This window comes from Streptomyces olivochromogenes (genome assembly GCF_001514115.1).
GTDB lineage: Bacteria > Actinomycetota > Actinomycetes > Streptomycetales > Streptomycetaceae > Streptomyces > Streptomyces olivochromogenes.
This window is the reverse complement of the sequence record NZ_KQ948451.1, coordinates 1,252,779-1,265,494: the sequence shown is the minus strand read 5'-3', so window position 1 is coordinate 1,265,494 and position 12,716 is coordinate 1,252,779. Positions and strand designations below refer to the sequence as shown.

Sequence of the window (12,716 nt, the reverse complement as noted above, 5' to 3'; positions counted from 1 at the left end):
GCACCCGGGGGGCGGGGATTGTCAGTGGCGCGTGTTGTCATGGAGCCATGATCGAAGACATCGAAACCATCGACGAGTTTCTCGCGCGCCGCACGTCCGACGTCGAAGAGGCGATCCGGCAGGCGGCCGCCGCCGAGATCATGCCGCGCTTCAGGCAGCTGACCGCGGACGAGATCGACGAGAAGAGCGGCCCGCACGACCTGGTCACGGACGCCGACCGCAAGGCCGAGGAGTACCTCACCGAGGCGCTCGCCAAGCTGCTGCCCGGCTCGGTCGTCGTCGGCGAGGAGGCGGTCCACGCCAATCCGGCGACGTACGACGCGATCCAGGGGCAGGCCCCGGTCTGGATCGTCGACCCGGTCGACGGCACCCGCCAGTTCGTCCACGGCGACACCGGTTTCTGCACGCTCGTCGCGCTCGCCGTGGGCGGGGTCGTCCAGGCGTCCTGGACCTATGCCCCGGCCCGCGACCAGCTCGCCGTCGCCGTGCGCGGCCGGGGTGCCCGCCTGGACGGCGAGCTGCTGCGCCCGGGTGCGCCCACGCCCGGCCGTGACCTCGAGATAGCCACCTCCCACCCCGACTACACCACCGACGAGCAGAAGCGCGCTCTGCTAGGCCTGCACACCGAGGGCGTGCGCCCGCGTCCCTGCGGTTCGGCGGGGCTGGAGTATCTGGCCGTGGCCCGTGGTGAGCTCGATGGGACAGCTTTCTCCTGGGAGGCGGCCTGGGATCATGCGGCGGGCCTGCTCCTCGTCGAGGAGGCGGGCGGCGCCCACCTGACCCTCACGGGCGAACCCTTCCGCATCACGGGAGGCAACACCCTCCCCTTCACGGCGGCCCGCGACGAGACCACGGCCCGACGGGTACGGGGCTTGCTGACCGCCGGCCTCTGACCCCACCGACGCGCCGGGGGTGCAAGTCCGGGATCCGTCCGGGCGAGCATCTCGGGATCCTTCCGGGCGAGCGCCTGTCTCACACCAGTGGCCCCGTAGGCACAAGGCGAACCCTGTTCGACCAGAGCGTTTCATCATCGAAAGCGGATGGCTTCTTGGACCCCGGTGGCCCCCGTCCGCCGGACGACTCCCGGTCTCCCAACCCCCCGCGCCATCAAGGCTGTCAGTCCCCCGGCATATCCTGATGTCCAGTGGCCGTCGGCTGACAAAGGAGTCCGAAGGTGCCGTCGATGCTCGATGCGGTCGTGGTGGGTGCGGGGCCGAACGGACTGACGGCTGCCGTGGAGCTGGCCCGCCGTGGCTTCTCCGTGGCCGTGTTCGAGGCACGGGACACCGTGGGCGGCGGCGCCCGCACCGAAGAGCTGACACTCCCCGGCTTCCGGCACGACCCCTGTTCCGCGGCCCACCCCCTCGGCATCAACTCACCCGCCTTCCGCGCGATGCCCCTGGAGCGGTACGGCCTGGAGTGGCTGCACGCGAAGCTCCCGATGGCACACCCGTTCCCCGACGGCACCGCGGCGGTGCTCGCCCGCTCCGTGGCCGAGACGGCGGCCTCGTTCGGCCCGCGCGACGCCGGTGCGTACCGCAGACTGGTCGCCCCCTTCCTCCCCAAGTGGGACACGCTGGCCCACGACTTCATGTCCCTGCCACTGACCGCCCTGCCCCGCGACCCGGTGACGCTCGCCCGCTTCGGCCTGGCGGGGCTGCCGCCCTCGACCTGGCTCATGCGGCGCTTCCGGGACGAGCGGGCCCAGGCGCTGTTCGCCGGTCTCGTCGCACACGTCATGGCCCCGCTCGACGGCATCGCCACCGGCGCCGTCGGCCTGGTCTTCGCGCTGGCCGCGCACGCCCGCGGCTGGCCCGTGCCCCGCGGCGGCTCCCAGTCCATCTCCGACGCCCTCACCGCGTACCTCAAGGACCTCGGCGGCACCGTCCACACCGACTACGAGGTCAAGCGTCTCGACGACCTGCCGCCCGCCCGCGCCTACGTCTTCGACACCTCGCCCTCCGCGCTGTCCCGCATCGCGGGCTTCGGGCGGTACTACGAGGACTATCGCTACGGGGCGTCCGTCTTCAAGATCGACTACGCCCTGGACGGTCCCGTCCCCTGGACGGCCGAGGAGGCACGCACCGCCGGGACGGTGCAGGTGGGCGCGAGCCGCGCCGAGATCGCCACCGCCCTGCGCGCCGCCTCGCGCGAGGGCCGGGCGCCGGACGCACCCTTCCTGATCACGGTGCAGCCCAGCATCGTCGACCCCTCCCGGGCCCCGGAGGGCAAGCAGGTCTTCTGGGCGTACGGACACGTTCCGAACGGCTGGACGGGTGACCTCACGGACGCGATCGAGCGGCAGTTGGAGCGGTTCGCACCCGGCTTCCGCGACCGCGTACTGGCCCGCGCCACCGCGGGCCCGCCCGAACTCGCCGCGCGCAACGCCAACTACGTGGGCGGCGACATCGGCTGCGGCGCCGCCTCCGGGCTCCAGCTCCTGCTGCGCCCCAAGCTCTCCCTGTTCCCGTACAGCACACCGCACCCGGCCGTCTTCATCTGCTCCGCGGCCACCCCGCCGGGCCCCGGTGTGCACGGCATGTCGGGCCACAACGCGGCGAAGGCCGTGTGGCGGCGCCTGCGCCAGTCCTGACCAGCGGATGCCGCCAGTCCTGGCCAGGGGCGGCCAACAGTCCTGATCGGGGGATACCGCCAGTCCTGACCAGCGGCGACCACCAGTCGTGATCAGAGGCGGCCGCCAGCCCTGACCAGAGGCGGCGCAAGCCGTCACATCCGTGTCTCGTTTCACAGGAAGAAAGCGCTGTCACGCGTCTCGACAACGTCCAGCCCCGGCCCGATCATGCGATGGGGCCGTGGCATGACCGTGACAGGAGACTTCCACATGATCAAGCGCAGATCGGTGCTGGCCGCGGCGGGTGGTGCGCTGCTCGGCAGTGCGCTGGCCACGGGCACCGCTCGGGCCGACGCGACCATCGGGGTCAACCCGGGTACGACGTACGGCAGTTGGGAGGGCTGGGGAACCTCCCTCGCCTGGTGGGCCAATGTGTTCGGCGCCCGGGACGACTTCGCCGACATCTTCTTCACCACCAAGTCCGTCGCGTACGGCGGCAAGACGCTGCCGGGCCTCGGCCTCAACATCGCCCGTTACAACCTGGGCGCGTGCAGCTGGAACACCGTGAGCGGCGAGAGCATGGTCGCCTCCGCCAACATTCCCGCGTTCAAGCAGATCGAGGGGTACTGGCAGGACTGGAACAACGAGGACCCCACCTCCTCCGCCTGGGACTGGACGGCCGACGCCAACCAGCGGGCGGCCCTGGTCAAGGCGACCCAACGCGGCGCCGTCAGCGAGCTGTTCGCCAACTCGCCGATGTGGTGGATGTGCCTCAACCACAACCCGTCCGGCGCGTCCGGCGGCGGCAACAACCTCCAGTCCTGGAACTACCGCCAGCACGCCTCCCACCTGGCCGCGGTGGCGCTCTACGCGAAGAACAACTGGGGTGTGAACTTCAGCTCCGTCGACGCGTTCAACGAGCCCTCCTCCAGCTGGTGGACGGCGACGGGCACCCAGGAGGGCTGCCACATGGACGCCACCGTCCAGGCGGCCGTCCTCCCGTATCTGCGCAGCGAACTCGACAAGCGGGGTCTGACCGGCACCCTGGTCTCCGCGTCCGACGAGACGAACTACGACCTGGCCCGCACGACCTGGAACTCCTTCAGCTCGACCACGAAAGCCCAGGTCAACCGGGTCAACGTGCACGGTTACCAGGGCTCCGGCGGTCGCCGTGACCTCCTCTACACCGACGTCGTCACCACGGCGGGCAAGCGGCTGTGGAACTCCGAGACGGGCGACTCCGACGCCACCGGCCTCACCCTGGCGAGCAACCTCTGCCTGGACTTCCGCTGGCTGCACCCGACCGCGTGGGTCTACTGGCAGGTGATGGACCCCAGCACCGGCTGGGCGATGATCGCCTACGACCAGAGCACTCTCCAGCCGACGACCGTCCAGACCAAGTACTACGTGATGGCCCAGTTCAGCCGGCACATCCGTCCCGGCATGACCATCATCGACACCGGTGTCGGATACGCGGCAGCGGCGTACGACGCGAGCGCGAAGCGTCTGGTCATCGTGGCCGTCAACTCCGGCGCCGCGCAGAACCTCACCTTCGACCTGTCCAAGTTCAGCCAGGTCAGCGGGGGCAGCGGCGGACTCGTACGACGCTGGAACACCGTCACCTCCGGCAGCGGCGACCTCTACACCGCCCACTCGGACACCTATCTGAGCGGCAAGACGCTGACGGCGGCCTTCTCCGCCGCGTCCGTGCAGACCTTCGAGATCGACGGAGTGGTCGTCTGACAGTCGGTTATCGCGTGGCGGCCGGAGCGCGATGCGGCGAGGATCGAAGACCGCATACGAGGAGGCCGAGGCCGTCATGACCGCCATCACCCTGGTCCAGGGAGACATCACCCGTCAGAGCGCCGACGCGATCGTCAACGCGGCGAACTCGTCGCTGCTCGGCGGGGGAGGCGTGGACGGGGCCATCCACCGACGTGGCGGCCCCGCCGTCCTCGCCGACTGCCGCAGGCTCCGCGCCTCGCACTACGGCAAGGGCCTGCCCACGGGCCGGGCGGTCGCCACCACCGCGGGCGAGCTGGACGCGCGGTGGGTGATCCACACGGTCGGCCCGGTCTTCAGCCGTGAGGAGGACCGCTCGGAACTCCTCGCCTCCTGCTACCGGGAGTCGCTGAAGGTGGCCGACGAACTCGGCGCCCGCACGGTCGCCTTCCCGGCCGTCTCCGCCGGTATCTACGGGTGGCCGATGGACGACGCCGCCCGGATCGCGGTGGAGACGGTACGGACCACGCCGACGGCCGTCGAGGAGGTCACGTTCGTCCTCTTCGACGAGCCGGCGTACGAGGCGTTCGCCGCGCAGGTCCGCTGACTCCCCCTTTCTCACGGACGGGTCCGGCTCGGTAGGGTGCGGGGATGCGGCGGATCTTGGTGGTGGGCAGTACCGGTGCGGGTAAGTCCACGCTCGCCCGGGGCCTGAGCGGTCGCCTCGGCCTGCCCTACCACGAGATGGACGCGCTGTACTTCACCGGCGCCGGGTGGGCGGTGAACGACAAGCTGAGCGAGGACGTACTGCGGATCACCGCCGAACCCCGCTGGATCATCGACTCCCTCGGCTATCCCGAGGTCCGTGACCTGATGTGGGACCGGGCCGACACGGTGATATGGCTGGACTATCCCAAACGGGTCGTCCTGCCCCGCGTCCTGCGCCGTTCGGTCCGCCGCACCGTCACACGCGAGCCGCTGTTCGGTGGCAACAGGGAGACCTGGACCGGCTGGCTGAGCCGGGAACACCCCCTCTGGTGGGCCTGGTCCCAGCACGCGAACCGGCGCCGCGAGATCACCCGCCGCACCGGCGACCCGCGCTTCGCGCCCCTCGACACCCTTCGCTTCGGCCGCCCCGGCGACACCGCGGCCTGGGTGAAGTCCCTGTAGGTGAAGTCCCTGTAAGGGAGCAGGACTACTCGAGCCGTGACACCTGGTAGTGGCTGATGTACCAGGTCTCCCCCACGCGTCGCACCAGTACGCCGAGTTTGACGTTGAGGGTGGGGCGGTCGATGAAGGAGAAGTCGACGCTCAGATAACCGAGTACGAGGTCGTCGGTGAGGCGTCTGGTCTCGAGAATCCGGTACGCGGCGGCCATGCCGATGGGCTGGGAGGCGTAGTACGCCGCGACGCCCGGCCTTCCGACGCTGTAGGGGTGCAGGCCCTGGAAGATCGCGTCCTCGGTGAACCGGGCGGCGACCTGCTCCGGCTCGTGCCCGTCGACGGCGGCCTTCCACTGGTCGAGGACGCCGCGCAGGATGGCTTCCGTGTCGCTGTCCGTCGTGCTGTTCATCGGGATTCTCCCCTTGTCGTGTTCCGTCAGTGGCCGGCGCTCATGCCGCCGTCGACGTGGAGGATCTCGCCGGTGACGAACGGGGCGTTCTCCAGGTAGATCACGGCGTCGACGATGTCGCTCGTCTCGCCCATCCGGCCGACCGGGTGCAGCCCGGCGAGGGCCGCGTGGGTTTCCTCGGCGTGCATCGGGGTCTTTATGGTGCCCGGCGAAACGGCGTTGGCGCGGATGCCGCGCGTGGCGTACTCGATGGCGAGGGACTTGGTGGCGGACTGGAGGCCGCCCTTGGTCAACGAGGCGAGTACGGAGGGCACGTTGGAGTCGGCGTTGTCGACCAGGCTGGTGGTGATGTTGACGATGTGGCCGCCGCCCTGGGCGAGCATGTGCTCGACGGCCAGCTGGGTGATGCGGAAGAAGCCGGTGAGGTTCACGCCGGTCGCTGCGGCGTAGTCGTCCTGGGTGTACTGGTGGAAGGGCTTGGCGAGGAAGATGCCCGCGTTGTTGACCAGGGTGTCGACACGGCCGAACCGCTCGACCGCGGTGGCGATGACGCGTTCGGCGGTGGCGGGGTCGGCGATGTCACCCTGAACGGTCACGATGCCCGCGTCGTCGGCGGGAGCGATCGTGCGTGAGGTGGCGACGACGGCGTACCCGAGCTTGCGGTACGCCTCGGCAATGCCCGCGCCGAGGCCCTGCGAGGCTCCGGTGACGACGGCGACCTTCTGGTTCTGAGAGCTCATGCTGATCTTCTCCGGGTTCCGTGATTCCGCGATGAAGCGGGGGCTTCTTGGTGGGTCGCCGATTCGGCTACTAGCCGACCGGTCGACTATTTGGAAGTTAGGCGGGGCGGAGTGGAGAAGTCAAAGGTCAACAGGGTCCTGGCCAGGACCGAATTCCTCGCTGCTGGTAGGCGCGGCCTCCCAGTCCAGGTCAGTGGGCCGATGGCCCTACCGGTGCGGATCTCCGTCCGGCAGCCAGGCGCCCGGGGCACGGATGCCGAGGTCGCCCACGCCGCCGCAGAGGGCGTCGACGACGGCGAGGACGGCCGGGCGGTCCTCGTTCTCGCGCCAGACCAGCGACCAGGTCCAGTAGATCTCCGGTGCGGTGACCGGGCGCTGGACCAGATCGGGCGGCAGCGGGGTGGTCTGACCCTTGGGGGAGTTGACCACCGGGCGACTGCAGCGACGGACGTGATCGAAGAACGCCGGTCCGGTGATGCCGCCGTTGGAGATGCGTACCGCGCGGGCCCCGGTGTCCTGGGCCAGCTCTTCGGCGTAGACGTTCCAGGACGACCAGGAGGTGGTGTCGGCGTCGAGGAGGACGGCGGTGTCCCGGGCGGCCACGTCGCTCGTGTCGTCGCCGCCCGCGACGGCGTAGAGCCGGTCGGCGCCGATGAGCCGGGCGCGCAGGCCGCGTTCTTCCAGGTCCTCGGTCCGCACCCAGCACACCGCGAGGTCCAGGCCGCCCGCGGCGACCCGGGCCGCCTGGGTGTGCGAGGGCGCGACCCAGGCGTCGAGGTGGAGTTGGGCCACCGTGGCGGTGCGGGCGGTGAGGTCCGACGGGAGCCAGTTGACGTAGCCGAGCCGTACCGGTTCCGATCCGGACAGTCGACCGGCCCGCCGCTGGAGGTCGTCGGCCCGCTCGAGCAGGGCGCGGGTGTGGGGGAGCAGGGCCGAACCGGCCGCCGTGAGGGACACCGAGCGGCGATCGCGATCGAACAACCGCACGCCCAGGTCGCGTTCGAGCGCCTTGATCTGCTGGGACAGAGAGGGCCCCGCGATCAGCAGGCGCTCGGCGGCCCGGCCGAAGTTCAGCTCCTCGGCGACGGCGACGAAATACCGCAGTTGGCGCAACTCCACGCTGGTCATGCTACGTCGGTGCGAGGCCCCGCCTCTCAGCAGGGAGGAAGCCTGTCGTGGCATCGCCCCGGTGGCAGGCGGACGATGGAGTCCATAGGAAGCCCGACCGAGTGCGGCCCGGCGGGACCTGACGGCGGACGACCTCAGCGGTCCTCCGGCCGGCCACCATCACCCCACGCGGCGTTCCGGTGCCCGCCGGACGCCCCACCGAGCGGAGCAGGACCATGCGAGAGTTCCTGGTCGAGATCACCACCACGATCCCCGAGGGCACCACTCAGGACGAGGTCGACCGGCGGCGCGCCGCCGAGGCCGTCCGTGCCCGGGAACTGGCCGCCACCGGCAACCTGGCGCGGCTGTGGCGCCCGGTCGGCGAGCTGCGCAGCATCGGCATCTGGTGTGCCGGTGACGAGGACGAACTCCACGAGAAGGTGCTCGGCACGCTGCCGCTGCGCCCGTGGATGAGCCTCACCGTCACCGCGCTCGAGTCCCACCCCAACGACCCGGGCCGGAACGACGCCGCGCGGTGACGGCGGGGACCGGTGCGACATGGACTTCGTCATGAGCGTACGAGCCCTGCGCGCCTCCCCGGCCGGAAGCGCCGGCGCGCCGCACTCGCCCTGGCGCCACGTGGCCCAGGCCGCCGCGGCACTCGCCGCGGGCATGGGGGTGGGCCGGTTCGTCTACACGCCGATCCTCCCGCTGATGCACGCCGGGGCGGGGCTGTCCGCAGCCGACGGCGCGAACCTGGCCACCGCCAACTACATCGGCTACCTCCTCGGCGCGCTCGTCGGCATCCTGGCCCCCGCGGTGGTTCGCTCGCGGGCCCTGCTGCGCACCTCGCTCGTCGTGCTGACCGGCACCCTGGCCGCGATGCCCGCCACCCACGACACCGCCGTGTGGTTCGCGTTGCGGCTGCTGGCCGGGGTTGCCAGCGCTCTGATCTTCGTCATCGCGGTCAGCTCGCTCCTCAGCCACCTGCGGGAGTACCCGGCTCATCTGCCCGGATGGGCGTTCGGCGGGGTCGGCGCCGGCATCGCCCTGTCGGGTCTGCTCGTGCTGCTGCTGCGCCCCGTCGCCGACTGGCGGACCGCCTGGTGGGCCTCGGCGGCGCTCGCCGCGGTCCTCTCCGCCGCCTCGTGGAAGCTCCGCCCCGAAACGCCTCCCACGACGCCCCAGGCCATCCAGGCCGCCGAGGCCACCCAGGTCACCCAGGCTGCCGAGGCCACCCAGGCCGCCGAGGCCATCCAGGCCGACCAGGCCGCTAGGGCCACCACAGTCACTGCGGCCGCCGTGGATGACAGCCGCGGGCCGCGCACGCACCGCTGGTTCACCGCCCTGTTCGCCTCCTACACGCTGGAAGGCATCGGCTACATCATCGCGGGCACGTTCCTGGTCGCCGCGATCGAGCAGAGCTCCCCGGGACCGCTCGGCGGCGGCGCCTGGGTGCTGGTCGGTCTGGCCGCCGTGCCCTCCTCCGCGCTGTGGGCCCGGCTCGGGCGCCGTTGGTCCCGCCCCGACCTGCTGCTCGCCGCGCTCGTCGTCCAGGCGGTGGGCATCGCCCTGCCCGCGCTGATCGGCGGAGCGCCGGCCGCCCTGGTCTCCGCGGTGCTGTTCGGCGCGACGTTCATCGGGGTCAGCACCCTCGCCCTCGCCACCGGGGCCCACCTGGAGTTCCCCCGCTCCGTCGCACTCCTGACCGCCGGATACTCCGTCGGCCAGATCCTCGGCCCGCTGGTGGTCGCGCCCCTGCTCCACCACGGCTATCAGCAGGCCCTGATCCTGGCCGCCTCCGTGGTTCTCGTGGCGGCCGTGGCCGCCGCCGTGCTGCGCATCGGCTTCCCGCACCACATGGTGGTAGTGCGAGCTACTGCCCCGGTACGACAGCCCGCACCGACGGAATCCGCCGCGGACGCGGGCAGTCGCCGATGACTCAGACGTGGAGTGCGTCATGACCACACCGCGGGACCTGCTGATGATCGCCATGGACGTCCCGTCCAGCCCGCCCGTCGAGCAGGGCGACCTGTCGCTGGCCCTCGCGGGAGCCGAACTGGTCGATCTCATCGAGGCCCAGGCCATCACGCTGGAGGACGACCGCATCGTGCCCGGCGCGCAGTGGACCATGGGCGACCGTCTGTTGGACGGGGCCGTGGCGTCGCTGGTCCGGCAGAGGCCGTACGAGTCCGTGGACGACTGGCTGTGGCGCCGGGGCCGTGGACTGTCCGCGGCCTATCGCGCGGACCTGGAGGCGGAGGGACAGCTCGCCCGGCCGCGCCACCGCTGGATTCCCTTCGGTGGCGGCCGTACGGAAGCGGCCGACTCGCCGGACCGCAGCCACGCGGACGAACGCTGGACCGCGGGCGAGCCCATTCTCACCGTCCTGGCGGCCGCCGTGGGCATCCACGACGAGTCGACCGAGGAGGCCGCGGGTCTCGTCGACGACTCGGTCCTTACCGTACTGGCCGCCGTCAACGGCGCGGTGACGGAACTGGAAGCGGTACGGCAACGGCGAAGCATCGAGGACGCGGCCTTCGACAACATCTGGCGAGGCGGCGACGGCACATGACGTCGTTCATGACGTCAAGCGTGATGTCAATCATGACATCCGGGCCTTGTCGATTCCCCGCTGGTCACGCACCGGTCAAGAAAGGTGAATGCCATAGACAGGCGCACGTTTTCCCGGATTCTCACCATAGGAACAGCCGGAGCCTCGCTGCCGGCGCTCCCGGAGACATCGGCCTCCGCCTCATCCTCTGCGTCGGCCTCCGCGGCCGACGGAGAAAAGTCCGCGATTCCGCCCGCGGCTCAGGCCGGAACACCTGCCTCTTTCGGCCCGCTGAAGCAGATCCATGCCGGAGAGCTGAACATCGGGTATGCGGAGGCCGGCCCCGCTCACGGACCCCCGGTCGTTCTGCTGCACGGCTGGCCCTACGACATTCACAGCTATGTCGATGTGGCTCCCAGGCTCGCCGCGGCGGGCTACCGGGTGATCGTGCCGTACCTGCGCGGTCACGGCACCACGCGGTTCCGTTCGGACAAGACGTTCCGTAACGCCCAGCAGTCGGTGATCGCGCTCGACATCATCGCGCTCATGGACGCGCTGAAGATCGAGAAGGCGATCCTCGCCGGTTTCGACTGGGGAGCGCGGACGGCCGACATCATCGCGGTGCTCTGGCCGGAGCGCTGCAAGGCCCTGGTCTCCGTGAGCGGTTATCTCATCACCAACCGTGAAACCCAAAAGGCGCCGCTGCCGCCAAAGGCCGAATGGGCGTGGTGGTATCAATACTATTTCGCCACCGAAAGGGGACGGCTCGGTCTCGCGAAGTACAAGCACGATTTCGCGAAACTCATCTGGAAGAACGTCTCCCCGACATGGCACTTCAGTGACGCCACGTTCGATCGGACCGCGACCGCCTTCGACAATCCGGACTGGGTTCCCATCGTGATCCACAACTACCGGTGGCGACTGAGTCTGGCCAAGGGCGACCCGCGATTCGATCGTCTGGAAAAGCGACTTGCCCAGAGTCCCGCCATCTCGCAGCCGACGATCACCCTTGACGCCGAACTGGATCCCTTCACGCCGCCGGGAAACGGTGCCTCTTATCGCGACCATTTCACGGGCGCGTACGACCACCGGACGCTGAAGGGCATCGGTCACAACCTGCCGCAGGAAGCCCCTGCGGCATTCGCCAAGGCGGTCGTCGACGTCAATGCCCTCTGAGCCCCTCTGAATGGTGCGGTGGCGGGCGTCAGGCGCCCGCCACGGCCTCCTGTGGTGCGCGGGCACCGAGCAGGGCCAGGCAGTTCGCCCACAGGGGGCTGAGCCGACGGGTGTTGTTGTAGAGCTTGGCGAACAGCACCTGTCCCTCCAGTTGGGCGACCACCGCCCGTGCCGCTTCCCGGCTGTCGAGGGTGGTGACCTCCCCGCGCTCACGAGCCTCGGTGATGACCGACTCGACCATCTCGACCTGCGCGTCGAAGATCTCCTGCAGGCGGGTGCGGATGGGCTCGGTGTGGTTGCTCATCTCCAGGCTGAGGTTCCCGAACAGGCAGCCGGACACGGTGCCGCAGCTCTGCTGGCCGGCGCGCTGGCCGGCCTCCGTCTCCTCGAACAGCCGGTACAGCCGCCGCAGGGGTTCCTCGTCGCTGTTCAGGACGCGTGCCCAGGCGCTCTTCTGGGCGTCCCAGTGTTCGTCGAGCACGGCCAGGGCGAGGGCTTCCTTGGACGCGAAGAAGTAGTAGAAGCTGCCCTTGGGCACGCCGGCCGCCTTGCAGATCTCGGCCACGCCCAGCGCCGAGTAGCCGCGCAGCTCGATGAGTGACTGCGCGGCGCTGAGGATCTTTTCCCTGGCGTCGCTGGTTCGTCCCATGACGCAATTGTACGACCGGTCGACTATCACTGACTCTGGTCGCGTTCGTGCGGTGAAACCGTCTGATCGGGTGGTGTGGGAGCACGACCTCCGGCAGCGGGGCGAGGGCGTGCCGCCACGGGATGCGCGTGAGCCGTTCCGGCGCGGTGGCGAGTCTGTTGGGGTGGGGTACATCGCCATGCTCACGCAAGCGGTGACGGGGGAGCCTCCATGACCGAACCGCCCAGCGAGGACGCCCCGGCCGACGCCGGGTCCGATCCCGAGCCGCGGCCCCGCCTCCGGCCCGAAACCCGGCCCGAGGCGCGGCCCCAGGCCCAGCCCGAGGCCCGGCCTGACGTGAAGCCCCTGTCCCGGCCCGAGGTGCGGTCCGAGGTGCGGCCCCGGCTCCGCCTCGAGGCCCAGCCTGAGGTGCGGCCCCAGGTCCGCCCTGAGGTGAGGTCCGAGTCCCATCCCGAGGTGCGGCCTCGGGTCCGTCCTGAGGCTCGGTCCGAGGCCCGGCCCCAGGCCCGGTCCGAGGTGCGGCCGCAGGTCCGCCCTGAGGCGCGGTCCGAGTCCCAGCCCCGGCCCGAGGACCGATCCGAAGCCCAGCTTTCCCTGTCCCGGTCCGAGGCGCGTCCCCAGGT

General features: G+C 70.5%; 13 protein-coding genes. 9 read left to right on the top strand and 4 right to left on the bottom strand.

What is annotated here, in order from left to right:
- Positions 1-47: 47 nt before the first annotated feature.
- From AQJ27_RS05765 to AQJ27_RS05745, 5 genes are all read left to right on the top strand, one after another.
- Complete coding sequence (locus AQJ27_RS05765; RefSeq protein WP_067362391.1) at positions 48-893, top strand: inositol monophosphatase family protein; 846 nt, start codon at positions 48-50, stop codon at positions 891-893.
- A gap of 290 nt (positions 894-1,183) precedes the next feature.
- Entirely contained in the window at positions 1,184-2,593 is a 1,410-nt protein-coding gene (locus tag AQJ27_RS05760) for a phytoene desaturase family protein (RefSeq protein WP_067362902.1), read from the top strand.
- 249 nt (positions 2,594-2,842) lie between these two features.
- Complete coding sequence (locus AQJ27_RS05755; protein ID WP_067362388.1) at positions 2,843-4,315, top strand: glycoside hydrolase; 1,473 nt, start codon at positions 2,843-2,845, stop codon at positions 4,313-4,315.
- Positions 4,316-4,391: 76 nt separating this feature from the next.
- Complete coding sequence (locus AQJ27_RS05750; RefSeq protein ID WP_067362899.1) at positions 4,392-4,901, top strand: O-acetyl-ADP-ribose deacetylase; 510 nt, start codon at positions 4,392-4,394, stop codon at positions 4,899-4,901.
- A gap of 44 nt (positions 4,902-4,945) precedes the next feature.
- Complete coding sequence (locus tag AQJ27_RS05745; RefSeq protein ID WP_067362385.1) at positions 4,946-5,464, top strand: P-loop NTPase family protein; 519 nt, start codon at positions 4,946-4,948, stop codon at positions 5,462-5,464.
- A 25-nt stretch (positions 5,465-5,489) separates the two neighbouring features.
- On the opposite strand, the gene AQJ27_RS05740 is transcribed toward AQJ27_RS05745, so the two are convergent.
- The 3 genes from AQJ27_RS05740 to AQJ27_RS05730 all read right to left on the bottom strand — a co-directional run bounded on the left by AQJ27_RS05740 (position 5,490) and on the right by AQJ27_RS05730 (position 7,735).
- Positions 5,490-5,867 (bottom strand): YybH family protein, encoded by a 378-nt coding sequence (locus tag AQJ27_RS05740; protein ID WP_067362382.1) that lies wholly within the window; start codon positions 5,865-5,867, stop codon positions 5,490-5,492.
- A 26-nt stretch (positions 5,868-5,893) separates the two neighbouring features.
- Positions 5,894-6,607 (bottom strand): SDR family NAD(P)-dependent oxidoreductase, encoded by a 714-nt coding sequence (locus AQJ27_RS05735; RefSeq protein ID WP_067362377.1) that lies wholly within the window; start codon positions 6,605-6,607, stop codon positions 5,894-5,896.
- Between the two features lie 207 nt (positions 6,608-6,814).
- On the bottom strand, positions 6,815-7,735 hold the full coding sequence (locus tag AQJ27_RS05730) for a LysR family transcriptional regulator (RefSeq protein ID WP_067362374.1): 921 nt from the start codon (positions 7,733-7,735) through the stop codon (positions 6,815-6,817).
- Between the two features lie 215 nt (positions 7,736-7,950).
- On the opposite strand from AQJ27_RS05730, the gene AQJ27_RS05725 reads away from it, so the two are divergent.
- The 4 genes from AQJ27_RS05725 to AQJ27_RS05710 all read left to right on the top strand — a co-directional run bounded on the left by AQJ27_RS05725 (position 7,951) and on the right by AQJ27_RS05710 (position 11,444).
- Positions 7,951-8,253, top strand: coding sequence for a muconolactone Delta-isomerase family protein (locus AQJ27_RS05725; RefSeq protein ID WP_067362371.1), 303 nt, complete (start codon positions 7,951-7,953; stop codon positions 8,251-8,253).
- Between the two features lie 133 nt (positions 8,254-8,386).
- The gene (locus tag AQJ27_RS05720; protein WP_067362895.1) at positions 8,387-9,655 is read left to right on the top strand and encodes a YbfB/YjiJ family MFS transporter; all 1,269 of its coding nucleotides are present in this window, start codon (positions 8,387-8,389) and stop codon (positions 9,653-9,655) included.
- Between the two features lie 19 nt (positions 9,656-9,674).
- Positions 9,675-10,289 carry a GOLPH3/VPS74 family protein gene (locus AQJ27_RS05715; RefSeq protein ID WP_067362368.1) on the top strand — a complete coding sequence of 205 codons (615 nt, stop codon included), beginning with the start codon at positions 9,675-9,677 and terminating at the stop codon, positions 10,287-10,289.
- 84 nt (positions 10,290-10,373) lie between these two features.
- Positions 10,374-11,444 carry an alpha/beta fold hydrolase gene (locus AQJ27_RS05710; RefSeq protein ID WP_235613370.1) on the top strand — a complete coding sequence of 357 codons (1,071 nt, stop codon included), beginning with the start codon at positions 10,374-10,376 and terminating at the stop codon, positions 11,442-11,444.
- Positions 11,445-11,472: 28 nt separating this feature from the next.
- On the opposite strand, the gene AQJ27_RS05705 is transcribed toward AQJ27_RS05710, so the two are convergent.
- A complete protein-coding gene (locus AQJ27_RS05705; RefSeq protein ID WP_067362365.1) occupies positions 11,473-12,093 on the bottom strand; it encodes a TetR/AcrR family transcriptional regulator in 621 nt (206 codons plus the stop codon).
- Positions 12,094-12,716: the final 623 nt, after the last annotated feature.

Excerpts from the sequence above, each read along its gene's own strand:
- AQJ27_RS05730 (WP_067362374.1), bottom strand. The coding sequence starts at position 7,735 with ATGACCAGCGTGGAGTTGCGCCAACTGCGGTATTTCGTCGCCGTCGCC.
- AQJ27_RS05705 (WP_067362365.1), bottom strand. The coding sequence starts at position 12,093 with ATGGGACGAACCAGCGACGCCAGGGAAAAGATCCTCAGCGCCGCGCAG.
- AQJ27_RS05765 (WP_067362391.1), top strand. The coding sequence starts at position 48 with ATGATCGAAGACATCGAAACCATCGACGAGTTTCTCGCGCGCCGCACG.
- AQJ27_RS05755 (WP_067362388.1), top strand. The coding sequence starts at position 2,843 with ATGATCAAGCGCAGATCGGTGCTGGCCGCGGCGGGTGGTGCGCTGCTC.
- AQJ27_RS05715 (WP_067362368.1), top strand. The coding sequence starts at position 9,675 with ATGACCACACCGCGGGACCTGCTGATGATCGCCATGGACGTCCCGTCC.
- AQJ27_RS05720 (WP_067362895.1), top strand. The coding sequence starts at position 8,387 with ATGGGGGTGGGCCGGTTCGTCTACACGCCGATCCTCCCGCTGATGCAC.
- AQJ27_RS05745 (WP_067362385.1), top strand. The coding sequence starts at position 4,946 with ATGCGGCGGATCTTGGTGGTGGGCAGTACCGGTGCGGGTAAGTCCACG.
- AQJ27_RS05760 (WP_067362902.1), top strand. The coding sequence starts at position 1,184 with ATGCTCGATGCGGTCGTGGTGGGTGCGGGGCCGAACGGACTGACGGCT.
- AQJ27_RS05735 (WP_067362377.1), bottom strand. The coding sequence starts at position 6,607 with ATGAGCTCTCAGAACCAGAAGGTCGCCGTCGTCACCGGAGCCTCGCAG.
- AQJ27_RS05740 (WP_067362382.1), bottom strand. The coding sequence starts at position 5,867 with ATGAACAGCACGACGGACAGCGACACGGAAGCCATCCTGCGCGGCGTC.
- AQJ27_RS05750 (WP_067362899.1), top strand. The coding sequence starts at position 4,392 with ATGACCGCCATCACCCTGGTCCAGGGAGACATCACCCGTCAGAGCGCC.
- AQJ27_RS05725 (WP_067362371.1), top strand. The coding sequence starts at position 7,951 with ATGCGAGAGTTCCTGGTCGAGATCACCACCACGATCCCCGAGGGCACC.